Genomic DNA, 21,435 nt, shown 5'->3' with positions numbered 1-21,435 from the left:
CGGACCCGAAATGAAGATCGAGCCCCGGTGCGGCCTCGTGATGATGCAGCTTCGCTCCGCCGCCCGAACCAGAAGCCCACGCCATATTGAGGACTTGCATTGAGAGACCGGGTCTGGCTGGTTCTAGCTCCTGACAATCAGATCGGAGGCCACCATGATCCAATTCGACACGTTGCTGACCTATGTCGCGGTGGTTCTCGGCCTCTTTCTCATTCCGGGTCCCGCCGTCATCCTGGTGCTCGGGCGCTCGTCTGTGGGCGGGCATCGCGTCGGAATTGCCACCGGCCTTGGCATCGCGACGGGGGATCTGCTTCACACCGCGATGGCTACGCTCGGATTGTCGGCAGTGCTGATGACCTCGGCTCTCGCCTTCAGCCTGGTGAAGTACGCCGGCGCTGCCTACCTCATATATCTTGGCATCCGCGCGCTCATGGAAAGAGGAGAGGATATCAAGTTGACGCAGTCGCGTTTGGTCGACACATCGCTCGCCTTCCGGCAGGCCGTGCTGGCTGAACTGCTCAACCCGAAGACGGCGCTCTTCTTCCTGGCCTTCCTCCCGCAATTCGTACATTCCGAGCACGGCTCCGTCGTTGCCCAGCTTGCAATACTTGGCCTCATCTTCGTCATCATGAGCGCGATCTACACCGCATTGATCGCGCTCGTTGCCGGCCAAGTCGCTGGCTGGCTCACCCGTCATCGCGGCATCGGCCGGTGGCAGGGCCGCGTCATCGGGGCGATCTACCTGGGTCTTGGCGTTCGCATGGCCTTGCAGCAAAAGTAGCCTGATCGTTCCATCCCGCCGGGAGAGCCCCATGACCGAGACCATCCGCATCAAGCGCTTCCAGGCGCGGCCCGTGATCGTGCCGATGAACCTGCCGCTCCAAACCTCGACCGGATCGGTCGCCAAGGCGCCGCTGGTGCTGATCGACTGCGAGACCGACCAGGGCGTGCGCGGGCATGCCTATCTGTTCTCGATCACCCCGTCGGCCTTGAAGCCGCTGACGGCGATGGTCACGGAAATGTCGGATCTCCTCGCCGGCGACGAGCTGCTGCCGTTCGAGATCGAACGCAAGCTGGCGCAGCGCTTCACGCTGCTGGGCCTCGCCGGCCTGCAACGGCTGGCGCAATCCGGCATCGACATGGCGGCATGGGACGCGCTGGCGCGCAGCAAGGGCCTGCCGCTGGCGCGCCTGCTCGGCGGCGCGCCGAAGCCGGTGCGCGCCTACAATTCGAAAGGGCTCGGCATCATGTCGGCGGGCGCCGCGGTGGAGGAAGCGCACAAGCTGCTGGCTGAGGGTTTCGGAGCGGCCAAGATCCGCGTCGGCCGGCCCGATGCGCGGGAGGATCTCGCCGTCGTTCGCGCCGTGCGCAAGGCGGTCGGCGATCAGGTCACGCTGATGTGCGACTACAATCAGGCGCTGACGGTCACCGAAGCCATCCGCCGCGGCGAGATGCTCGACGACGAAGGCCTCACCTGGATCGAGGAGCCGATCCGCCACGACGACTATGTGGGCTGCGCCCGCATCGCGGACGCGCTGCATACGCCGGTTCAGATCGGCGAGAATTTCGACAGCGCGTTCTCGATGCAGGCGGCGCTCTCGACTGAAGCCTGCGACTACGTCATGCCTGACGTCCAGCGCATCGGCGGCGTCACCGGCTGGCTCCGCGCCGCCGCGCTCGCCCACGGCGCCGGCATCGAGATGTCGACGCACCTGTTCTCGGAAGTGAGCGCGCATCTGCTCTGCGTGACCCCGACCGCGCATTGGCTGGAATATGTCGACTGGGCCGACGCGGTGCTTTCGACGCGCCTGAAGATCAAGGACGGCTTCGCGCTGCCGAGCGAGGAGCCCGGCAACGGGATCGAATGGGACGAGGCGGCGGTGACCAAATATCTCGTTGGGTGACGTCCTGCCGCTACATCCCGGGAGTCGTCCTGGCGAAAGCCGGTCTTGCGACGAAGCAATCCAGACCGTCGCAGCGAAGACTTCGGATTGCTTGCTGCGCTCGCAATGACGCCGAAGGTCAGAAACAGGGGTCGCCAAGGGGCATCCTATTCAATCACCTCATCGGCGCGCGCTAATAGCGTTGCCGGAACATCCATCTGTATGGTCTTGGCAGTCGCTAAATTGATGACAAAGTCGTATTTGATTGGCAGCTCGACCGGCAGATTTCCCGGTTGCTCGCCTTTTAGTATCTTGTCGACGGAAGTTGCTGCGCGTCGAAACAGGTCAACCAAATCGGGACCATAGGACATCAGCGCCCCTGCTTTCACATAGACGTCGGCAGGTGCCATCACGGGCAAGCCATACGCCATCGCCACTTGCGCGATCTGTCTACGCTCATTGAAGAACATCGGATCGAAAACCGTGATCACGCCAGTTTTCTTGTCTCTAGGGATGAGATAAAGAGCTCGCTCGAAGTCGCGAGGACCTAGCACCTCAATCGGCTGCACCGTTAAATCCAGTGGGTTTGCCGCTGCTACCACCTGATCGAAAAAGCGTTGAGCAGTCGAGCGGTTATCTGGATTGATAAGCAATGCCACCCGGGAGAGATTGGGAAACGTCTCCTTGAATAGTTGAAGTCGCTTTGGGCTAACATCCACTACTGCATAGCCCGTGATGTTGCCGCCTGGTCGCGAAAAGCTATTGACCAGCCCGCCACCTACGGGGTCAGCAACAATAATGAAGACGATGGGAGTTGTTTTGGTTGCCGCTTTCGCCGCGTATGCTGCGGCCGACGCTGAGGTGATGATGACGTCGAGGTTAAGCTGCGCCAACTCCCCGGCCATCGCTTTGAAACGCTCAGGCTGCTCTGCCGGAAAGCGATGCTCGTATATTACGTTCTTTCCCTCCACGTACCCTAGCTTGGCAAGTCCGTCTACCAGCGGCTTCAGAAAGACCGCCTCTTCCTCTGCATTGCCCGCGTGCCAGAGCACGCCAATCCGAGCAATCCTGCGACTTCTTTGAGCTTGAGCCGCGAATGGCCAAGTCGTCACGCCGCCAACTAGGATCAGGAACTCGCGTCGCTTCATTAGATTGCCCACAATCCAATGGCTTTCCAGTTCGTTGGAGACAAACGTATAGCACACTTCGCATCAATAATCCTCGATTGGTGTAGCCCCGCTTTGGGTCACATGCTGAAGTGAACAGAGGTCACAGCCCTATTCCGCTCTCCAGGTGCGAGCAGGCGATCGTTGGACGGTCAGGCGAGGCCGCTGCGGGCCAGTACCGACCTACTCAATGATTTCGTCAGCGCCAATGAGTACCGATGTTGGGATCTGTAAGCCGAGCGCATTATCAACTTCTCGATTTATCAGCTTGAAACGTGTCGGCTGCTCGACCGGCAGATCGCTCGGCTTAGGGTGCGAGCCTACAATTCGAAAGGGCTCGGCATCATTGCGAGAAGCTTTTGCGACGAAGCAATCCAGACTGCTACCGCGGAGACTCTGAATTTACTTTGCTGCGCTCGCGAGGACGGAGGACGGGGCACCACCAAACAACAAAGCCCCGGGCGACGCCGGGGCTTTGAGCTGTTCACGTATTCAGGTTTGGCGATCAGTATCTTGCCACCACCGGTCCGCCGAAGCGATAGCTCACACCTGCACGCACGGTGTGAAACACCGGATCATGTTCGTAAGAGAAGCCGGGGAATGCAACGACAGAGGTGTTCCGGAAATTGCCGAAATCGGTGTAGCGATATTCAACACGGGCCGACCAGTTGGGCGTGAAGCCGTATTCCCAGCCTGCGCCGACGGTCCAGCCAGTGCGGGTGGTGGAGACGGTCTCAAACAGAGCGTTCGCGAGCACGTAGGTGTGGTCCATATCGGCCCAGGCCGCACCGCCGGTCACGTAGAGCAGCGAATTGTTGAAAGCGACACCAAGGCGACCGCGGATAGAGGCCTGAGCATCGATCCGGAAATCAGTGCCATTGAGGTTGCCAAGGCGATAACCCCCGTTGACGTCGGCGCCCTCTATGTCGCCTTCGAGACCGAAGACGAATTGGCCGAACTGCCAATTGTAGCCAACGTGACCACCGCCGACGACGCCATTGGCGTTGAAGCCCTGGACGAGGCCCGTGGGGACGCCCGCTGGGTCGAACTCACGGGTACCGTTGTCACCCCAGGCGTAACCGACCTGCGCACCGATGTAGAAGCCGGTCCAGTTGTAAACGGCGGCTACCGGTGCGGGAGCCTTGGTGTAAGGCCGGGCGGCCATATCGGCGGCTGACGCGCCGGCGGTGCCGAGGACGAGAGCGGCAGCGGCGATGACGAATCTTTTCATTATCTTCCCCAATTTTTAAGGCACGGAATCACGAATGATTTGGTGATGCAATTTTAACCCGGCAGTCGCGCGCACCGCGTTACCTGAACGCAACAGCGACTACCGAATCTTCCCGCCGCAACTCTACGCTCGATCGTGGAACTCGGCTCGGCTTGGTTCCATCGCTCAGAAGTTCGTCACAAATCAAAGATTTGTAACGCCTTAGCGATGAGTTCGGACAACAGAGTAGCGGGAACTGGCGACATGCGACGCGCGGTCGCACACACTTCGATTGCCATCACGTAGCTAAGCGGCGTTTCCCGGCCCTTCCAAACTTGGGTGACGTCCGATGGATTTCTGAGCAGACGCTGGCATCAATTCAGTTGCCTGTATGACGGGTTCGTTGGGCCTCCACCTGCTGAAGTGAAGAGAGGTCACGGCCCTCGCTCTCAACCTGAAAGCAGACGGTCATTGGATGGTCAGGCGAGGCCGCGGCGGGCCAACAGGCGACATGCGGGCTACTACTCTATGACCAGCAGTCCCCGCTTTTTATCGCCGTCGAACGTATTTGCAGCGTCGAACAGCCGCTTCCGCTCGACGAGCCATGGCTGAAAATCAACATTGACATCGAGCACGAAAACGAGGTCCTCGGCTTCGAAATAGCCCCCGATTGGGGAATGGTGCCCGCTACCAGCGCCAAAAATTTGAGCGCGATCGAAATTCACGATGTAGCGTCGCCCCGGATCGTTGGAGCGGCGGAGATGCTCCAGGAACTGCTTCTCGCTGAGATCGCGCAAGACGGTAACGTTCCGCTTGGTCTGCGACTGGGCGACTTTGGCCAGCTCGTCGAGCGTGAGGCCCATGATGCATACCCCTGTCCAGCAGCTCCACGTGCCGGCCAACACCTCGCCCTCCGTCCTTGCCGCCTCGCCAAGCGACCGGTACGCATTCGCAACAGCGGCAGGTCCGCAGCGAGAACCATTTGACTGCCAATCAACGTGTCTTTGAAATGTGGCTGCCACGGGCAGATGCCACGCACGCTCTATAAGCTCAGGGGTACGTATTACCGATGAAGCGATGGCTTCTGATGGAACGTGCGATCGACTGACCACCAGGGCCCCGGCACACACCAGACCCACGGCGATAACGATGCTGCTGATGCTGACGCGGTGCCATCGCTTCATGGGTCAGAACCTTGGCGGCAATCACGACATCGGCCTGCAGAACTATATTGAGAAATCACCGGCGGGAAGGAGATTCCATATGCGCGACCGTACGGGCTGAAAATACGCTCGCATCTCTCGACGGGGCGCCCGAGTTCTTCCTTGAACAGAAAATGCGACAGCCAAACGAACCCTTTTCCCCGGCACCCGCGACACGTATCGGCGTCAAGATTCAGATGCTAGATTTCCCGGCCTACCGAATAGGAGGACGACATGCCCGAGAGCGTCTACAAGGTCATCGAACTGATCGGTACCAGTAAGGACTCGTGGGAGAAGGCGGCCGCCAATGCGGTCGAGCAAGCCGCTAAATCTCTCCGAGATCTTCGCATCGCAGAGGTCGTCAAGCTCGATATGCAACTGGACGAGAAGGGAAAGGTCGAGGCCTATCGCGCCAAGCTCAACGTCTCGTTCAAGTTCGAGGGCACCTGAGCCTCAGCACCTCGCCCCCTTGCGGGCGAGGATGGCTCCTTGGCAAAGGCGCGCTGCACGGTCCGCCCAACAGGACGCTGTGGCCTATCCCGGAAGTTGGCACTGGTCCAACCGGGACCGATATGCTCTGATGCGAGGGGCGCGTATGACACGTGGTGGCCCCATGTACATGGTCATTCGCAAGTACACGAATGTTCGTTCGGTCGCGGACGCCGCCCGTCGCGCCAAGAGCGGCGTCGGTGAGATCCTGAGGCAATCGCAGGGATTTCGATCTTACCATGTGCTGGATGCGGGCGGCGGTGTCGGTATCGCCGTGATGATATTTGATGACCGCGAAACCGCCAACGCGGCGAACGCCAAGATACTGGCGTTTATTGAGGCGAGCCTGCATGACCTCGACCTTGGCGTCCCCGAAGTGACCAGCGGCGAACTTTTGGTGGACATGGAGTCCAATGGATCTTCGGGCATGAGGTAGCCCCACGCGCCGCCAGTTGCGCGGCGGATGCGGCCCTTGCTCACGTCATCGACCTGATGTTGGCAACGATCGGACCCTGGACCTATGCGTGCCGCCCGTCAGGAGTATTCAACTGCGGGTTCTCAGGAGCAGCAATGCCATGAAGCAACACACCTTCGAAGCACTCTCCATCACAGCGATCTGCTGGACACAGCTCGTGGCAATGGGCACCGCGATGCCGCCAAGAGATCCCGATGAAGAGGATGAGGAAGAAGATGACGAGGACGAAGATGAAGAAGAGGAAGATGACTCTGACGAACCAGCGGTCGTGCGCGAGCCAGACGAAGACTAGATCGGCGCGTGTTCGGCAGTCGGCGCTATAATGTGCCCCATCGGCTGCCCTGGTCGGCAGGACTGAGCGCGGTCGGTTGTGGTGCACCTTCGCGAGTTCGTCTGCTTGGGGGCCAGAAGCGGCCGTGGCGCACCATGCCGCGATTGGTCCGCTAAGGGCCAGAAGCGGACTCATGCGCTGCAGCGATTGCGACCCTATTCGATCACCTCATCAGCGCGGGCAACCAGTCGATGTTTCTCTCAGCCCGTCGATATTCAATGATGAAGTTCTCGCCTTCAACTCAACCCAGTTCGCGCAGCCTCCGCAAGAACTCCTCGAGCGGACGCTGGACTGATTCCCAGGTGGGGGCGCTTAGATAGCCGATGCGAAAGACCTTCTTCTGTTGCGCAAGGCCGGTCGCCGGCAAGGCCACCGTGATCCCAACACCAGGATGAACTCCCGCCGCCTCATGGAGCCCCACTAGGAACCACATCATCTGACAAGACGGCGAGCAAGAATAGGCGAACATCCGGCTCTAGATCCTGCTAGCGAATGTCCGCATGGGTCGATTCTGTTGAAAAGTCCTCGCCGCCGGCGAGCTCGATTTTTTAAGAGCCGTTCGTGCGTTTTGCGCCGTCAGACACAGTGGAGGCATACTGACGTTAAGCCTTCTTACCTGCGACTTCGTCAAGCGGCGAACCTCAACAAACGCCTACGCCATCCCGGCAAATAGTGAGGCCGAGCGGCAGATCTGACTTCAGCTCACCTGCCTCAAGCTGCAAGGATGCGAGTCCAGCCGCCAAGGAAGGGGCAGAATTGTTGTCGCTTGTGGAGCCTGAACCAAGCTCATGTGATGAAGGACTAACTATCATCGAGATCGCGATGAGGTTCGCTCCTCAAACCTAGCTCGATACATGCCTCTTACATTTTACACCACGATGGAGGTAGCCAATGCCGATCGTTCAATTCACTCGCTTCAAGACCGACAAGGCCGAGGAAATGACCGGGATTGTACGGCAAGCGAAGAAAATCTTCGAGAAACACGGTGCCGAGTTTCTTCGGCTGTCTCGTTTCCACACTGGCCCTTGGGCAGGCGAGTTGCTGGTCTCAACGCGCTACGCCAATTGGGAAGTTTACGGCAGAGTGCAGGAAGCCGTGGCAAAGGACCCGGAGTTTGCGCAGATCCAGGCTGACGGAATGAAGATCGCCGAACTAACGGGCCGCAATATCGCGGTTAGCATCGACCTGTAGTTACGCGTCCAGCAAACCACGTTTTGCGCCGAGGCCGCCGGCCATATCCCGGCGGCCTTTTTCTTTCGATGGATTGCATTCCTAGTTGCTACTACCGCACATGTAACCGAGGCGCAAAGACACTGCGTCCGGATTGGACTCTCGAACGTCGGGAGATCAGCGATTTGCAAATGGAGGCCGACGCAAGGAGGCGCGGCCGAACGGAGCGGAGGTTAAGAAGGTATTAGCCGAGCTGACGTCTGGTTAGGGTCAAAATGCGAAGAACTCAGGTTGAGCAAATCTGGGCCGCTCTGCCGCCATGAGCGGACCTCCGTCAGACACCAGCGCAACTTCGCCTTGGGCGAGAAGCATGCTCGCCAGTTCACTTCCTTCAGATGTCCGGGATGCGGATCGATACTTTGGCCAGCAAAAGGCCCCAACTCCAGGGGTGTGAGTTGGGGCCCGTTGAGCTGTCTTGGGGGAAGCGAGAGAAACTAGACAATCGACTAATTGATCAAGCCTAGCAGTCGTCCCCTCGGCCGTAGCCCTTGCCATTGCTGCCACGGTAGACAGCGCCTCCGCCGGAATGCGCAATCGCATCCGACGTGAGGGAGGTAGACAGCAGCACGGCGAGAGTTGGCGGTGTCACGGCAGCAAATTTTCCGCAGGTCTTCAAAAATTCGCGACGATCATCGTCCGATGTCGACATGGCAACCTCCGGGACTGGATTGCGATGACTCCATCAGACGCCTGAAATGAATTGGACAAATTAACCTATGTGGGTTGAGCCGATCACAAGATATTGCTGGGGCGTCTCGAGGAATGGTCATAAGCACCTTGCGGTGATTAGTCTCCACAATGCTTGAGTCAGAGAGAATGCCGCTCAACCGATCAGACACTATTTCCGCTCGGCCATGAAAAACCGATATCGATGAGTACACGCCCCAACGGTGCCCCATGACTACATGGCGCCCTCGTGCCCATATCAGGGTCGTCGCCATTGGCCTGCACTGGCGGGACGGCCGGCTGCTCGCGGCCGAAGTGCGCGACGATGCCGGCCGGATCAAGGGCGTGCGGCCGCTCGGCGGCGAGATCGAGTTCGGCGAGAGCTGGCGGGCTGCCCTGGTGCGTGAGTTCAACGAAGAGCTCGGCATCGAGGTTATCCTCAAGGGCCAGCCCTTGATGCTGGAGAATATCTTCGTGCACGAGGGGGCGACCGGCCACGAGGTGATGTTCATCTCCGAGGTCGAGTTTCCCGATGCCGCATTCTCCGATCAGGAGCGCATCGACTTCAGGGAAGACAGTGGCGACCCCATCGTCGCCCGCTGGTTCGACCTCGCCGATCTCGACGTGGACGGTGCTCCGAGCCTGTTTCCGACCGGGCTGAAGGACTTGTTGCTGGGAGCGGCAAAGGGCGGCACCGCTTAGGCGGCGCGCCTGCTTTGCCGGACGCGACGCGTCACGCCGAGAAGCCGCCCACTGCCCGGCTGCTACTTCATCAGCCTGAAGCGGCCGCCTTCCACCTTGATCAGAAACGCCGAGCGCTCATCGTAGCCATTGTGATCGGTTGGACTCATCGTGGACAGGCCGTTGTTCAGATACACGTCCTTGCCGCGCTCGAGTTGGTCGCGAAGGGCGGCACGAAATTCTGCCGTGCCCGGCTTCGCGGTCTTCATTGCATTCGGTATCGCCGTCTTGAGAAGCGCCATCGAGTCCCACAGATGGGCGGCGAAGATGTTCGGCTTCTGCCCATTCGCCTTCTCATAGGCGGACAAGAATTCGTCTCGGACCTTGCGGAAGGGATCGTCCGCCGGCAGATCGTCCGCGATCGTGAACGCCTCGCCGGTGAAGACCGCTCCTTCGACGCTGGCTCCGCCGAGCTTGATGAATTCCTCGGTGGCGACACCGTGGGTCTGGTAGACCTTGCCGGAATAGCCGCGCTCGCGAAGCGCCTGCTGCGGCAGGACGGCCGGGGTGCCCGCCGAGGCAATGAAGACGGCGTCCGGATTCGTCGCGATCACCTTGAGAGCCTGGCCGGTCACGCTGGTGTCGGCGCGGGCATAGACTTCGTGCGTCGTCACGGTCAGGCCGAAAGTCGGAGCAAGCCTGCTCACTTCCTTGTAATAGCCCTCCCCATAACCATCGGAAACGCCGATATAGCCGAGCGTCTTCGCGCCCGATTTGGCGATGTGCTTGAGGATCGCGAGAGCCATCAAATCGTCGTTGGGAACGACCTTGAAAGCCCATTTGCGCCGTTCGTCCATCGGCTGCACGATGGCCGTCGCGGCGGCCAGCGAAATGATCGGCGTCTTGGCTTCCCAGGCGACATCCAGCATCGGCATCGTCACCGGCGTTAGGGAGGAACCGATGAGGACGTCCACGCCGTCCTGAATGACGAGCCGCCGCGCGTTTTGAACGCCCTTGGTTGAATCCGATTCATCGTCGAGGGCGATATAGACGATCTTCTCGCCGCCGATCTCCTTCGGGAGTGCAGCCACCGTCCGCATCTGCGGCTGCCCGAGCGCCGACCCCGGGCCCGTACCGGACACCACGATGCCCACCTTGATGTCGGCATTGGCGCCGGAGGTAGCGAGAACCATGGCCGCGCAAACGCACAAGGCTGCAAGGCAGCGCCTGATCATGATGTCCTCCCGTGTATTATAGTTCGCGGACGCAATCTCGCGCGGGTCGCGGGGAATGTCTGTCCCTACGGCTTGGGACAAATCCGATCTGGACGGAGAAGTGGCGGTTCAGACCTGCGTTCGGGATGCGAACGCTTCATTCCATCTGGCGAGGAGCTGCTGTCCAAGGAAATCGTGTCGCGCAGGGAATCGGACCTGTGGCGGCAGTCCGTCTTCGCTCTTCGAGCTACGCCGGACACGCTTCGCCCGAGAGATCTTGGCTGTGCCACGCGAAGCCGAAGGCGAAGCGTGGTGGGCACGACAGGGATCGAACCTGTGACCCCTACCATGTCAAGGTAGTGCTCTCCCGCTGAGCTACGTGCCCTAGAGGTCGTCTAGATCGGGTGGGGTCCCTATAACGGCTCAGGGGAGCCGGCGCAAGGACGGAACGGGGCCGATTCAGGCCGCCAGCATCTTGTTCACTTCGCTGACCAATTCGCGCAGGTGCACGGGCTTGGAGAGCACCTTGGCGTTCTTGGGGGCGTCCGAATCCGAGTTCAGGGCGACCGCGGCGAAGCCGGTAATGAACATGATCTTGATGTCGGGGTCGAGTTCCGAGGCCCGGCGCGCGAGCTCGATGCCGTCCATCTCCGGCATCACGATGTCGGTCAGCAGCATCTCGAACGGCTCTTCCCGCAGCCGCTGATAGGCGGCCATGCCGTTGTCATGGGACGAGACCTGAAAACCGGCGTTTTCCAGCGCCTTGACCAGGAAACGGCGCATGTCGTTGTCGTCTTCGGCGAGCAGGATCTTTGGCATGGCAGGAAACGTCGAATCCCCAGAGGATATCAGCGGTAGTCACTAAGCCCGACAGAGGGTAAATTTGGGGTGAAAATCTTTACCCTGAGACGGCTGCCGCTGCCGGTCCGTTGTGAACCGGAATGCGGCTCGAATCAATCGAGCCGCGCGTGCGTATCCCCGCCTCACTGCCCGCACGGTTAAGACGTGTTCCAACGCGCCATCACATCTTTTCGCTTGGCAGAATGGTTGCGATTCCGGACAATGACGACACATAAGAGCCGCTCGATCGGCCGAATCAAGCGACCTGGCCCCCTGCCAGGTCCCGGCGCGAAGGGACGAAGCCTGAGAAGATGACCCGGTTTGACGGCGAGACGTCGCCAGCCTTCGAGATCGTCGAGCCCGCGCAATGGCGTGCGCCGGTCATCTTCAACTCGCCCCATTCCGGCTCGACCTATCCGGACGAATTTCTGGCGGCCTCGCGGATCGACCTGCCGACGCTGCGGCGCTCCGAAGATTCCTTCATGGACGAGCTGATCGGCCATTTGAGCGATCGCGGCTTTCCGACCGTGCGGGTCAACTTTCCCCGCTCCTATGTCGACGTCAATCGCGAGCCCTACGAGCTCGATCCGCGCATGTTCACCGGCCGCCTGCCGAGCTTCGCCAACACCCGCTCGATGCGGGTCGCCGGCGGCCTCGGCACCATTCCGCGCGTGGTCGGCGACGGCCAGGAGATCTATCGCGATCGTATTTTGGTCGACGATGCGCTTTCGCGAATCGAGACGCTGTACAAGCCCTATCACCGCGCGCTGCGCCGGCTGATCAACAAGGTGCACCAGACGTTCGGCACCGTGGTGCTGGTCGACTGCCACTCGATGCCGTCGGTCGGCGTCAGCAGGGACGAGCCGCGTCGGCCCGATATCGTGATCGGCGACCGTTACGGCACCAGCTGCACGCCGCTGCTCTCCGACCGCGTCGAGGAGACAATGACGGGGCTCGGCTATTCGATCGGGCGCAACAAGCCCTATGCCGGCGGTTTCATCACCGAGCACTACGGCAATCCGGCGAGCGGCCTGCACGCGGTGCAGCTCGAATTGAACCGCGCGATCTATATGGATGAGCGGCGGCGCGAGCGCGGCCCGCGCTTTGCGCAGGTGGCGTCCGACTTCGGCATCCTGGCCGACGTATTGGCGACCACGATCCCGTTCGGCGATCTCGGCCCGTTCCAGGCCGCGGCGGAATAGGCGCGGCTTTTACTTCGGACGCTTATGTTGCCTGCGGCTGACGCGAATGCGTTTTCGCTTCGAGGGCTCACGCGCACCGAATGAAAACGACAGCTCAAAGAGAGAAATGAATGCCCAAGAAAAAAGGGCCGCTTCTGATGAAGAAGCGGCCCAAGTCTAGGGAGGAAACGCCCAAGGAGGGCAGCGGTAACGCCAAGCGCTACCGCACCGCAACAATATGCGACCGCGACGCACAAAGTGCAAGGGCTTTTGAGCCGTTTCCCATGCAATATGCACATGGCTCAGTTGCTTCCACGGAAACCCAGATTCAGTTTCTTTGATAAGGAAATTCAATGGGTTGATAGATGTTTGCATACGAACGAGGCATGGTCGGAACTAAGTTTTCAACGCTGTGATCGATATTTGGCCAGCAGATGACTGAGATGAGGCAGCCATCTGCGGCATTCAAAATACCAGGGATCAAGACAAGACAACGCTGCAAGATCTTGCCGAATTGAGCTACGCAGGAGCGAGCTTCACCTGCCTTTCGCTTTCGAGGATTTCGCCGTGACGGTGATCGACTTCTCCGCCTTCATCGGACGGCTCGCCACCGCCTCCGGCGAAACCATCCTGCCGTTCTTCCGCACCTCGTTGTCGATCGACGACAAGAGCAAGACCAAGGATTTCGACCCCGTGACGGAGGCCGACCGTGCCGCGGAAGCGGTGATGCGGCGGCTGATCAAGGCCAACTTCCCCCAGCACGGCATCGTCGGCGAGGAGTTCGGCAATGAGCGGGACGATGCCGACTATGTCTGGGTGCTCGACCCCATTGACGGCACCAAGTCCTTCATCGGCGGATTTCCGATCTGGGGCACGCTGATCGCGCTGCTGCACAAGGGCGCGCCGGTGTTCGGCATGATGCACCAGCCCTTCATCGGCGAGCGCTTCTCCGGCGACAACGGCTCGGCCAACTATAAAGGCCCGTCCGGCGAGCGCCGGCTCCAGGTGCGCCGCTGCGCCTCGCTCTCGCAAGCGACGACCTACACCACCAGCCCCTTGCTGATGAACGAGAGTGACCGCGCCATCTTCGGCCGCATCGAGCAGGGCGCGAGGCTGTCGCGCTATGGCGGCGACTGCTATTCCTATTGCATGCTGGCGGCCGGCCATGTCGACCTCGTGGTCGAGACCGAGCTGAAGCCCTACGACATCGCGGCGCTGATCCCGATCGTGACCGGCGCCGGCGGCGTGGTCACCACGTGGGAAGGCAAGCCGGCCCAGGGCGGCGGCCGCATCATCGCGGCGGGCGATCCCAGGGTCCACGAAGAAGCGCTCAAGCTCTTGAACCAATAACAGCGCGAGCGGAGGGCTTGCATGACCGTCTCACGCAGGCTGCTCGCCCAATTGTTCCTGGGATTGTTGGTGCTTCTGCTGCCGACGCTCGCATCGGCGCAGAATTTCCCGGCCAAGCCGATCAAGCTGATCGTGCCCTTCCCGGCCGGCGGGCCCAACGACATCATCGCCCGCGTGATCGGCCAGCGTATGTCCGAGCTGTCGGGGCAGCCGGTGGTGATCGACAATCGTGGCGGCCAGGGCGGCGTGCTCGGCACTGATGCCGTCTCCAAGGCCGCGCCCGACGGCTACACCATCGCGATCTCCTCAGCCGGGGCGCTCGCGATCAGCCCGAGCATGGAGAAGGTGGCCTACGACACGCTCAACGACCTGACGCCGGTGACGCTGGTCGCGACCGTGCCGGAAATGCTGGTCGTTGCCACCAATGTGCCGGTCAAGGACATCGGCGAACTGATCGCGCTCGCCAAGGCGCAGCCGGGCAAGCTCAACTTCGCCTCCTCCGGGCCCGGCAGCCTGCCGCATCTCGCCGGCGAATTGTTCAAGCTGACGGCCAAGATCGACATCGTGCACGTGCCCTATCGCGGCGCCGCGCCGGCCGTGAACGATCTGTTGGGCCAGCAGGTCCAGATGACCTTCCTCGATCTCCCCGTGCTGCTGCCGCAAGTCAAGGCCGGCGCCCTGCGCCCCATCGCGGTCGGCTCGGCCGAGCGCGCGCCGACCGCGCCCGACGTGCCGACCTCGGCGGAAGCGGGATTTCCCGCGTTACGCATCGAGAACTGGTACGGCATGGTTGCGCCGAAGGGCACGCCCAAGGAGATCGTCGCCGCGCTGCATGGCCTCGCAACGAAGGCAATGGCCGATCCCGCAGTAAAGGAGAAGCTCGCCGCGCAAGGCGCCACGCTGATCGGAGACGAGCCGGATCACTTCCGCAGCTTCATCGCGGATGAGACGAAGAAATGGGCCAAGGTGATCAAGGACGCCGGGATCGAGACGGGGAAGTAAAATCGCATCCATGTGCCATCAGCGGTCGACCTCGCCGAACACGATGTCGAGCGAGCCCAGGATCGCGGAGACATCGGCAAGCAAATGTCCCCTGCAGAGGAAATCCATGGCTTGCAGATGGGCAAAGCCGGGAGACCTGATCTTGCATTTGTAGGCCTTGTTGGTTCCGTCCGAGACCAGGAAAACGCCGAACTCGCCCTTGGGAGCCTCGACAGCGACATAGATCTCGCCGGCAGGAACATGAAACCCCTCGGTGTAGAGCTTGAAATGGTGGATCAAGGCCTCCATCGAGCGCTTCATCTCGCCACGCCGGGGCGGCGCGACCTTATTGTCCTGTACCATAACCGGACCTCCTCCGTCCGGAGAGTTCAGCTTCTCGATGCACTGTTTCATGATGCGGACCGACTGTCTCATCTCTTCCATGCGAATGAGATAGCGGTCGTAGCAATCGCCGTTCCGGCCGATCGGGATGTCGAAATCCATCTCGGCATAGCAATCGTAGGGCTGCGCCTTCCGCAAATCCCAGGCCGCCCCCGAGCCGCGCACCATCACGCCGGAAAAGCCCCATGCCCAAGCTTGGTCGAGCGTCACTCTGCCGATATCCACGTTGCGCGCCTTGAAGATCCGATTGAGCGACAGCAACCGGTCCAGATCGTCGACGACGCGCAGGAACGGATCGCACCAGGCCTCGATATCGTCGATCAGCTTAGGCGGAAGGTCCTGATGCACGCCGCCGGGCCGGAAATAGTTGGCGTGCATCCGGCTGCCGGAGGCACGCTCGTAGAACACCATGAGCTTCTCGCGCTCCTCGAATCCCCATAGCGGCGGGGTCAGGGCACCGACGTCCATGGCTTGGGTCGTGACGTTCAGAAGGTGAGACAGGATCCGGCTGATCTCGTGATAGAGCACCCGGATCAGCTGTCCGCGCCGCGGCACCTCGATGCCGATCAGTCTTTCAATCGCGAGGCAGAATGCATGCTCCTGGGTCAGGGGTGCGACGTAATCGAGCCGATCGAAATAGGGAATGGCCTGGAGGTAGGTCTTGGCCTCGATCAGCTTCTCGGTGCCTCGATGCAGCAATCCGATGTGGGGATCGACGCGCGCGACGACTTCGCCGTCGAGCTCGAGCACGAGCCGCAGCACGCCATGGGCGGCCGGATGCTGAGGTCCGAAATTGATGGTGAAGTTTCTGAGACTGGGAGACTGTTCCGGCATCCGGTTTCCGATCGAGACATCGCAGCGATGACCCTAGCCGCGATCCGCGGCGAGCGGCTTCACACAGGTTAACCGCACGATTGAAAGCTGAGATGCGGGTGTTGCGCGCCCGTTTGGAACACAGCCTCATCGACCGCGTTCGATGTCAGAACCGGAGATGCAAATGCGCGCCGCTAGAGAGATATCGGTGATGCGCCTGACGTTCAGACTGACCATTGGGACCCGGGTTGACTGACCGCAACGCTGAGCTGAGCGAGGCCCAAACAACGGAGCGCCAGCTCACCGCCGTCGTCTTCTCCGGCGGACTCGGGCTCGGGGCGTATCATGGCGGCGCGTTCGAAGCCTTGACTGCTGTCGCCCGGCGGATCGACTGGGTAGCGGGTTCCTCGGCAGGCGCGATCACGGCGGCGCTGATCGCAGGAAGTCCGAGCGGTGATCGGCTGCCGAATCTGCGCCGCTACTGGCATGCGGGCGGCCCGTCCGCCGGGACAAGCGACAGCCGCCATCTTTTCGCGTGGTTGAACTCGATCAGCACGCGCCTGCTTGGCCATGCCGGATTCTTCCATCCGCGTCTGCCGCTTCCGTCACCGCACTTCGGCGGCCTGTACGATCTCGGCCCGACGCGCGAACGCCTGCGTCAGTTGATCGACTTCGAGCGCCTGAACGACGGTGATCCCCGCATCACGATCTGCGCCACCGATGTCGAAAGCGGCGATGCAGTGTTGTTCGATTCCGCGTCCCAGCGCATCGAGATGGATCACATTCTGGCCAGTTGCGGGTTCCTCCCTGAGTTCGCGCCGGTGCAGGTCGCCGGCCGCTGGCTCGGCGATGGCGGATTCTCCCTGAACGCGCCATTCGAACCGATCCTGGAATCTCCGAGCCCGCTCCGCCTCTACGTCATCGACCTGTTCGCCCGCGACGGCAAAGTCCCTGATGGCATCGAAGCTGCAGCCGAGCGCAAGAGCGACCTGACCTTCGGCAACCAGACCTACCAGCGCCTTGGCCACGCCCTGGAAGCCCGCCAGCTACGCGCCGAGCTTCAAGGCCTTGCTCGCGACGACTTCGTCTATCTGCTCAGCTACCGGCCGGGCCGCGAGGAAGCCGGCCCGGAAAAATCCTTCGATCTATCGGAAACTGCGATGGCGCAGCGCTGGCGGGCCGGTCTTCTGGACATGCAGCATGCCGCAAGTCTTGCGCCGCTCCAAAATGAGATGCTTAGCGTGCGGCGATCGCTCTAGGAGCTTCGTTCGATATTCCGGCCGACGTCGAGGAGAAATCGGGTCAGCCCCTCGTCGGCGGCCATTCCCTCAGGCGGCGCAATGGTGGTGATGCCCCAATTCGCCAAGACGGCTTCCTGCACTGGATTGCGCTGGGCGACGAACACGAAGGATCGGGGCCTGTCCTGACGGTGTCCGGAGTCGTCCCAGATCTGCCAGATACGGTGTAGCAGCAGCCGAATGTTCGGATCGGACATGCTGTAGCCGACGAAGAGCAGCGTGCTTCCCAAGGCATCGGCGCGAAAACGGATATCGAGCGGAGAATTGAATGCGAGCCGGTTGAGGAAGTCGGTCTCGGTCAGAACGAGCGAGGCATCATCGTCGAAGTCGCCGTGGAATTTGATGATGTGCGTGACGCCGACGCCGGCGCTTGCGATCTCCTTCGCGTTGCTGATCTTCGCAAAGGGCCTCTTCAGGACATCGAATGCCGTCTCGAGATTGCGATCGTAGTTCGTGGTGTAAATGATCGGAAAATCGAGCTCGACGATGATCCGGTGAAGCTGCGAGGCGGCGATCCTCTGCGGATCGACACGCCAATTGCGATCGAGCCAGCTGCGGAGCGGGCCGATGCCTCCGCGCTTCAGCCGGTAGTACTCCGCGAGCATCTGATAGCCGCCGTGCATTCCGTCGACAACGTCGCGCTCGAGACCGAGATCGTCCAAGAGATGCTCGATCAGGGATTGCCAGGAGGGCAATCCGACAGCCATCGAAACGCCAGCGCCGACGAACAGGACCGCGCGGCGTCGCTTGATCGCCTCGGCCAGGATATCGTGAGGCGGCCGCTGCTCGTATGCGAGCTCTGCCGGTCGTTGGTCCATCTAGTTCGAACGGTTGCGCGGGACGCGGGTTCCTGGATCGGAAGTCCGCTTGCCGCCCTGCAGCGAGGGTCCACTCTTCTCCGTCTTCGCCGCGAAGCGGGCAATCAGCCGCCGCAACTCGGCTTTGTGCACCAGACGCCCCGCCGTTTCCGGGGAGACCCAGATCGCTTTCCGCTCCCCTTTCTCAGGCCACCAGCGCTCCTGACCGTGGACCTTCATGGGGAAGACAGCGACATCCATGATCTGCTTGCGGTCACCCTTCCGCTTGCGGTGCTTGAAGCTGCCCATCGCGCGCGTCGCAATGATGCCGATAAGGCCCGCCTCCTCGTAAGCCTCCAGCGCGGCCGTCAGGTGCGGCTCCTTGTTGCGCATCGGCGATCCCTTGGGGACACTCCATCTGCGCTTGCGCCTGGTCGTGATCAGCAGCACGCGCAGATCGGAATTGTCCAGACGAAACGGCAATGCGGCGAACTGCTTCTTTCCCATCAAGCTCCTCCCGTTCGGGGATTGATAAGTGAACGCCGCGGGCATGGTTCCTACGCTCGGAGTGACGTCAGAACTTCCGCTCGACCATCTTGAGGCGCAAGGCGGCGATGGCTTCGCCGGGATTGAGACCCTTTGGACATGCCTTGGCGCAATTGAGGATGGTGTGGCAGCGGTAGATCCTGAAGGGGTCCTCGAGCATGTCGAGGCGCTCGCCTGTCGCCTCGTCCCGGCTGTCGTTGATCCAGCGCGCGGCCTGAATCAGGGCAGCGGGTCCGAGGAAGCGCTCGGAATTCCACCAGTAGCTCGGGCACGAGGTCGAGCAGCAGGCGCAGAGAATGCACTCGTACAGTCCATCAAGCTTTGCCCGATCCTCATGGCTTTGCCGCCATTCCTTCGGCGGCGTGGGCGAGGTGGTCTGCAGCCACGGCTCGACCAGGGCGAGTTGCGCATAGAAATTGGTGAGGTCGGGCACCAGATCCTTCACGACAGGCTGATGCGGCAAGGGCAGCACGCGGAGCGGCTCACCTTCCGAAATATCGTCACTCATGGATTTGGTGCAGGCCAGGGTGTTCTGGCCGGCGATGTTCATCGAGCAGGAGCCGCACACGCCCTCGCGGCAGGATCGCCTGAACGTCAATGTCGAATCGACGTTGTTCTTGATCCAGATCAGGCCGTCCAGCACCATCGGTCCGCAATCCGTCGAGTCGACAAAATAGGTGTCGAGCCGGGGATTGCGCCCATCGTCGGGATTCCAGCGATAGACGTGAAACTCGCGCAAGCTTTCGCTGCGCGGCTTTGGCCAAACGGTCCCTCGCTCGAGGCGGGAGTTTTTCGGAAGCCTGAACTCAACCATCATCACCTCCGTCAGACTGGCACCGAGCAACGCAGCTGCAGGAGATCATCCAGCGAAAGACCGAACAGGAGAACCCGCAACGCCGGCGCTATCGCAAGCGCCAGCAGCACCAGAAAGATCACGTGGACCAGAACCGTCGGCGTACTCTTAACGAGCCTGTAAGCTGCCTTCCGCATGGTCGTTCTCCTGCGCGCCAGCGCGTGCCATGGCGGCGCCCACGACGATCATCGCAGCTCCCCACAACAGGAAGCCGATATCCCAGAAGATGCGCTGAGTATCCGGCACCGTCTCGTTGACCCGGTGCAGCCCGAGGATCTCGTGATCGATGACCCCCTCGACCAGGTTGAAGATTCCCCATCCGAGCAGGATCGTTCCGACACACCGCCGACGAGACCAGCGCAGTCCGCTCCCGCGCGCCTGCTGCCAAAGCTTGTAAAGGCCGGCGAGCACGAGGACGTAGGCGGCGCTGTGGAAAATGCCGTCCCAAGTCGTGTTGAGCCTGATGTTGTCGATGGAGTTGAGCGGGTACCAGCCGCTTAACATATGATGCCATTGCAACAGCTGGTGAAACACGATGCCGTCGAAGAACGCGCCGAGGCCAAGCCCGAGAAGAATGCCCGCGGACATCGGGAAGGATTCAGTTCTGAATTCTTTCATGGATGGGCTCGTACACGTACAGGCACTTTTGCCGCGAGAACAAGCCATCTCTCCCGTAGCCGTTCCTACGTCGATCGGCCTCTGCCGCGAAGCCTGCACATCGAAGCAGTTGCACACTAACATGCGTTAAGCGGCCAACACCTTGGTTGATACAAGGACCTGATCGATGTCGATCTTCTTGAGGAAGTAGGAACGTTCGACACGACGGTGCGTCTGACGACCGCACGTTAGGATGCGAATATGCTGAGAAGATCGTTTCTGCTCGCTTCGGGCGGACCGGGATTATCGACCTACGTTGCAGACGCCAGAGCCATGAGAGAAATGGCGTAAGAGGGAGGCGCCATGGCCTACGCCTTGTTCAAGGATGGAGAGAAGGTGAGCCGGACGTTTTCGACGGCGGAGGAAGCGCTGGAGAAGGCAGACCGGGCCGGGCTGGTCGAGCACGGTGACGGCCGGCCCGTGCTCGAGAACGAATTGAAGATCAAGCCTTGCCCTGCCGATCCCGAACCGCACGACGACGCGGACCTCGACTGGGCCCCGGACGGGCCGGCGTCCGGGCAATGATCTAGCAGCCCTTGCAAATGCTCTTGATCTTGCGATCGGCCTCTGAGTTCGCCGAGCTCTCCGAGCGGATCTGGTCATCGCCCTGCAGCGAGGGACCGGGCGTGACCGTCCCATCGATCCGACCGATATTGGTGCCACCCGCGGGATTGCCGGGCCGCCCGACGGTCGTCGATCCCCGCGGACCGGCGCCACCGCCGGATTGAGCCGTTCCGGCCGCGTTGGTTCCGGGAGTGGTCGCGGTACCGGACGTGGCGCCGCCGCTGCCCGCTCCCGCTCCACCGCCCGAACCTCCTCCACCGCCGCCGCCGCCCTGCCCTGATGCTGGGCCGACGGAAGCGCCCGCCAGCACGGCGGCCAATACGAGGGCCGTGACACGCATCGAATTTCCTGCGTTGTTCTTGGCGGACATCATCGATCCTGCTGATAACCTTGATTGGTGGTGTTTTGCTTGATGTTGCCGTGACGACCCTGGGTGTCGAAATTCTCACGGCCGGGCACTTTCTCCTCCGCTTCAATCGCTGGGTCGGAACCGGGGCCTTTATGGCTGCGCTGTTCTTCAGGTACGGGAGGCATCTTGGACATGGTTTGCTCCTGGTACGTCTCGTCGTGAGAGGAATGAGATACGGCCGCGACCGTTCCCGGGCC

Annotated in this window: 28 protein-coding genes and 1 tRNA gene; 14 read left to right on the top strand and 15 right to left on the bottom strand. The window is 61.2% G+C overall.

All coding sequences use genetic code 11. From position 1 onward, the window contains the following. Positions 1 to 154 precede the first annotated feature (154 nt). Together BCCGELA001_RS05840 and BCCGELA001_RS05835 are read left to right on the top strand one after the other, a co-directional pair. Positions 155 to 781, top strand: a complete 627-nt coding sequence (locus BCCGELA001_RS05840; protein WP_060734812.1) for a LysE family translocator — start codon at positions 155 to 157, stop codon at positions 779 to 781. 31 nt (positions 782 to 812) lie between these two features. Further along, the gene (locus BCCGELA001_RS05835; protein WP_060734811.1) at positions 813 to 1,904 is read left to right on the top strand and encodes an enolase C-terminal domain-like protein; all 1,092 of its coding nucleotides are present in this window, start codon (positions 813 to 815) and stop codon (positions 1,902 to 1,904) included. Positions 1,905 to 2,050: 146 nt separating this feature from the next. Here BCCGELA001_RS05835 and BCCGELA001_RS05830 read toward each other — a convergent pair whose 3' ends face one another. The 3 genes from BCCGELA001_RS05830 to BCCGELA001_RS05820 form a co-directional block, all read right to left on the bottom strand. Further along, entirely contained in the window at positions 2,051 to 3,088 is a 1,038-nt protein-coding gene (locus BCCGELA001_RS05830; protein ID WP_144441164.1) for an ABC transporter substrate-binding protein, read from the bottom strand. A gap of 466 nt (positions 3,089 to 3,554) precedes the next feature. Beyond that, on the bottom strand, positions 3,555 to 4,280 hold the full coding sequence (locus BCCGELA001_RS05825; RefSeq protein WP_008543891.1) for an outer membrane protein: 726 nt from the start codon (positions 4,278 to 4,280) through the stop codon (positions 3,555 to 3,557). 500 nt (positions 4,281 to 4,780) lie between these two features. Next, positions 4,781 to 5,443, bottom strand: a complete 663-nt coding sequence (locus BCCGELA001_RS05820; RefSeq protein ID WP_060734810.1) for a phytochelatin synthase family protein — start codon at positions 5,441 to 5,443, stop codon at positions 4,781 to 4,783. On the opposite strand from BCCGELA001_RS05820, the gene BCCGELA001_RS39245 reads away from it, so the two are divergent. The 5 genes from BCCGELA001_RS39245 to BCCGELA001_RS05795 all read left to right on the top strand — a co-directional run bounded on the left by BCCGELA001_RS39245 (position 5,409) and on the right by BCCGELA001_RS05795 (position 7,947). Further along, positions 5,409 to 5,543 carry a hypothetical protein gene (locus tag BCCGELA001_RS39245; protein WP_257721970.1) on the top strand — a complete coding sequence of 45 codons (135 nt, stop codon included), beginning with the start codon at positions 5,409 to 5,411 and terminating at the stop codon, positions 5,541 to 5,543. The genes BCCGELA001_RS05820 and BCCGELA001_RS39245 overlap by 35 nt on opposite strands. A 152-nt stretch (positions 5,544 to 5,695) precedes the next feature. Then, on the top strand, positions 5,696 to 5,911 hold the full coding sequence (locus BCCGELA001_RS05815; RefSeq protein ID WP_008543887.1) for a dodecin family protein: 216 nt from the start codon (positions 5,696 to 5,698) through the stop codon (positions 5,909 to 5,911). 163 nt (positions 5,912 to 6,074) lie between these two features. Beyond that, positions 6,075 to 6,386 carry a hypothetical protein gene (locus BCCGELA001_RS05810; protein WP_008543886.1) on the top strand — a complete coding sequence of 104 codons (312 nt, stop codon included), beginning with the start codon at positions 6,075 to 6,077 and terminating at the stop codon, positions 6,384 to 6,386. 139 nt (positions 6,387 to 6,525) lie between these two features. After that, positions 6,526 to 6,717: a hypothetical protein gene (locus BCCGELA001_RS38235; RefSeq protein WP_060734809.1), complete on the top strand. Its 192-nt coding sequence runs from the start codon at positions 6,526 to 6,528 to the stop codon at positions 6,715 to 6,717. A gap of 930 nt (positions 6,718 to 7,647) precedes the next feature. Further along, the gene (locus BCCGELA001_RS05795; RefSeq protein WP_008543880.1) at positions 7,648 to 7,947 is read left to right on the top strand and encodes a hypothetical protein; all 300 of its coding nucleotides are present in this window, start codon (positions 7,648 to 7,650) and stop codon (positions 7,945 to 7,947) included. Between the two features lie 499 nt (positions 7,948 to 8,446). Here BCCGELA001_RS05795 and BCCGELA001_RS05790 read toward each other — a convergent pair whose 3' ends face one another. Further along, a complete protein-coding gene (locus tag BCCGELA001_RS05790) occupies positions 8,447 to 8,635 on the bottom strand; it encodes a hypothetical protein (RefSeq protein ID WP_008543878.1) in 189 nt (62 codons plus the stop codon). Between the two features lie 248 nt (positions 8,636 to 8,883). Between BCCGELA001_RS05790 and BCCGELA001_RS05785 the strand changes: the two genes are divergently transcribed. Continuing rightward, positions 8,884 to 9,354 carry an NUDIX hydrolase gene (locus tag BCCGELA001_RS05785; RefSeq protein WP_008543876.1) on the top strand — a complete coding sequence of 157 codons (471 nt, stop codon included), beginning with the start codon at positions 8,884 to 8,886 and terminating at the stop codon, positions 9,352 to 9,354. A gap of 62 nt (positions 9,355 to 9,416) precedes the next feature. On the opposite strand, the gene BCCGELA001_RS05780 is transcribed toward BCCGELA001_RS05785, so the two are convergent. The 3 genes from BCCGELA001_RS05780 to cpdR form a co-directional block, all read right to left on the bottom strand. Next, complete coding sequence (locus BCCGELA001_RS05780) at positions 9,417 to 10,526, bottom strand: ABC transporter substrate-binding protein (protein WP_008543874.1); 1,110 nt, start codon at positions 10,524 to 10,526, stop codon at positions 9,417 to 9,419. A gap of 331 nt (positions 10,527 to 10,857) precedes the next feature. Further along, positions 10,858 to 10,932, bottom strand: a tRNA-Val gene (locus tag BCCGELA001_RS05775). A 74-nt stretch (positions 10,933 to 11,006) separates the two neighbouring features. After that, complete coding sequence (cpdR, locus tag BCCGELA001_RS05770) at positions 11,007 to 11,366, bottom strand: cell cycle two-component system response regulator CpdR (RefSeq protein WP_007597092.1); 360 nt, start codon at positions 11,364 to 11,366, stop codon at positions 11,007 to 11,009. Positions 11,367 to 11,698: 332 nt separating this feature from the next. Between cpdR and BCCGELA001_RS05765 the strand changes: the two genes are divergently transcribed. The 4 genes from BCCGELA001_RS05765 to BCCGELA001_RS05755 all read left to right on the top strand — a co-directional run bounded on the left by BCCGELA001_RS05765 (position 11,699) and on the right by BCCGELA001_RS05755 (position 14,920). Further along, complete coding sequence (locus tag BCCGELA001_RS05765) at positions 11,699 to 12,589, top strand: N-formylglutamate amidohydrolase (RefSeq protein WP_008543866.1); 891 nt, start codon at positions 11,699 to 11,701, stop codon at positions 12,587 to 12,589. A gap of 110 nt (positions 12,590 to 12,699) precedes the next feature. Next, positions 12,700 to 12,909, top strand: coding sequence for a hypothetical protein (locus BCCGELA001_RS36820; RefSeq protein ID WP_144441163.1), 210 nt, complete (start codon positions 12,700 to 12,702; stop codon positions 12,907 to 12,909). A 226-nt stretch (positions 12,910 to 13,135) separates the two neighbouring features. After that, entirely contained in the window at positions 13,136 to 13,918 is a 783-nt protein-coding gene (gene hisN, locus BCCGELA001_RS05760; protein ID WP_060734807.1) for a histidinol-phosphatase, read from the top strand. A gap of 21 nt (positions 13,919 to 13,939) precedes the next feature. Further along, positions 13,940 to 14,920 carry a Bug family tripartite tricarboxylate transporter substrate binding protein gene (locus BCCGELA001_RS05755; RefSeq protein WP_060734806.1) on the top strand — a complete coding sequence of 327 codons (981 nt, stop codon included), beginning with the start codon at positions 13,940 to 13,942 and terminating at the stop codon, positions 14,918 to 14,920. Positions 14,921 to 14,938: 18 nt separating this feature from the next. Here BCCGELA001_RS05755 and BCCGELA001_RS05750 read toward each other — a convergent pair whose 3' ends face one another. Further along, entirely contained in the window at positions 14,939 to 16,135 is a 1,197-nt protein-coding gene (locus BCCGELA001_RS05750; protein ID WP_008543859.1) for an NADH-quinone oxidoreductase subunit D, read from the bottom strand. Positions 16,136 to 16,362: 227 nt separating this feature from the next. Between BCCGELA001_RS05750 and BCCGELA001_RS05745 the strand changes: the two genes are divergently transcribed. After that, positions 16,363 to 17,373 carry a patatin-like phospholipase family protein gene (locus BCCGELA001_RS05745; RefSeq protein WP_008543858.1) on the top strand — a complete coding sequence of 337 codons (1,011 nt, stop codon included), beginning with the start codon at positions 16,363 to 16,365 and terminating at the stop codon, positions 17,371 to 17,373. Here BCCGELA001_RS05745 and BCCGELA001_RS05740 read toward each other — a convergent pair. The 5 genes from BCCGELA001_RS05740 to BCCGELA001_RS05725 all read right to left on the bottom strand — a co-directional run bounded on the left by BCCGELA001_RS05740 (position 17,370) and on the right by BCCGELA001_RS05725 (position 20,196). Further along, entirely contained in the window at positions 17,370 to 18,230 is an 861-nt protein-coding gene (locus BCCGELA001_RS05740; RefSeq protein WP_008543857.1) for an SIR2 family NAD-dependent protein deacylase, read from the bottom strand. The two genes, BCCGELA001_RS05745 and BCCGELA001_RS05740, sit on opposite strands and share 4 nt — an antisense overlap. Beyond that, positions 18,231 to 18,716 (bottom strand): NUDIX hydrolase, encoded by a 486-nt coding sequence (locus BCCGELA001_RS05735; protein WP_008543856.1) that lies wholly within the window; start codon positions 18,714 to 18,716, stop codon positions 18,231 to 18,233. It abuts the gene before it with no gap. Between the two features lie 67 nt (positions 18,717 to 18,783). After that, positions 18,784 to 19,569 (bottom strand): succinate dehydrogenase iron-sulfur subunit, encoded by a 786-nt coding sequence (locus BCCGELA001_RS05730; protein ID WP_008543855.1) that lies wholly within the window; start codon positions 19,567 to 19,569, stop codon positions 18,784 to 18,786. Positions 19,570 to 19,580: 11 nt separating this feature from the next. Then, the gene (locus tag BCCGELA001_RS37845; protein WP_158511606.1) at positions 19,581 to 19,745 is read right to left on the bottom strand and encodes a hypothetical protein; all 165 of its coding nucleotides are present in this window, start codon (positions 19,743 to 19,745) and stop codon (positions 19,581 to 19,583) included. Beyond that, positions 19,717 to 20,196, bottom strand: coding sequence for a DUF2243 domain-containing protein (locus tag BCCGELA001_RS05725; RefSeq protein WP_008543852.1), 480 nt, complete (start codon positions 20,194 to 20,196; stop codon positions 19,717 to 19,719). The genes BCCGELA001_RS37845 and BCCGELA001_RS05725 overlap by 29 nt, the downstream gene beginning before the upstream one ends. A 372-nt stretch (positions 20,197 to 20,568) precedes the next feature. Between BCCGELA001_RS05725 and BCCGELA001_RS05720 the strand changes: the two genes are divergently transcribed. Beyond that, entirely contained in the window at positions 20,569 to 20,790 is a 222-nt protein-coding gene (locus BCCGELA001_RS05720) for a hypothetical protein (protein WP_008543850.1), read from the top strand. Position 20,791: 1 nt separating this feature from the next. Here BCCGELA001_RS05720 and BCCGELA001_RS36815 read toward each other — a convergent pair whose 3' ends face one another. Together BCCGELA001_RS36815 and BCCGELA001_RS38230 are read right to left on the bottom strand one after the other, a co-directional pair. After that, positions 20,792 to 21,169, bottom strand: a complete 378-nt coding sequence (locus BCCGELA001_RS36815) for a hypothetical protein (RefSeq protein ID WP_063921135.1) — start codon at positions 21,167 to 21,169, stop codon at positions 20,792 to 20,794. A gap of 29 nt (positions 21,170 to 21,198) precedes the next feature. Further along, the gene (locus BCCGELA001_RS38230) at positions 21,199 to 21,372 is read right to left on the bottom strand and encodes a hypothetical protein (RefSeq protein WP_193409764.1); all 174 of its coding nucleotides are present in this window, start codon (positions 21,370 to 21,372) and stop codon (positions 21,199 to 21,201) included. Positions 21,373 to 21,435: the final 63 nt, after the last annotated feature.

Source organism: Bradyrhizobium sp. CCGE-LA001 (genome assembly GCF_000296215.2).
GTDB lineage: Bacteria > Pseudomonadota > Alphaproteobacteria > Rhizobiales > Xanthobacteraceae > Bradyrhizobium.
The sequence above is the reverse complement of the archived record's forward strand: the minus strand, read 5'-3'. Positions and strand labels throughout refer to the sequence as shown.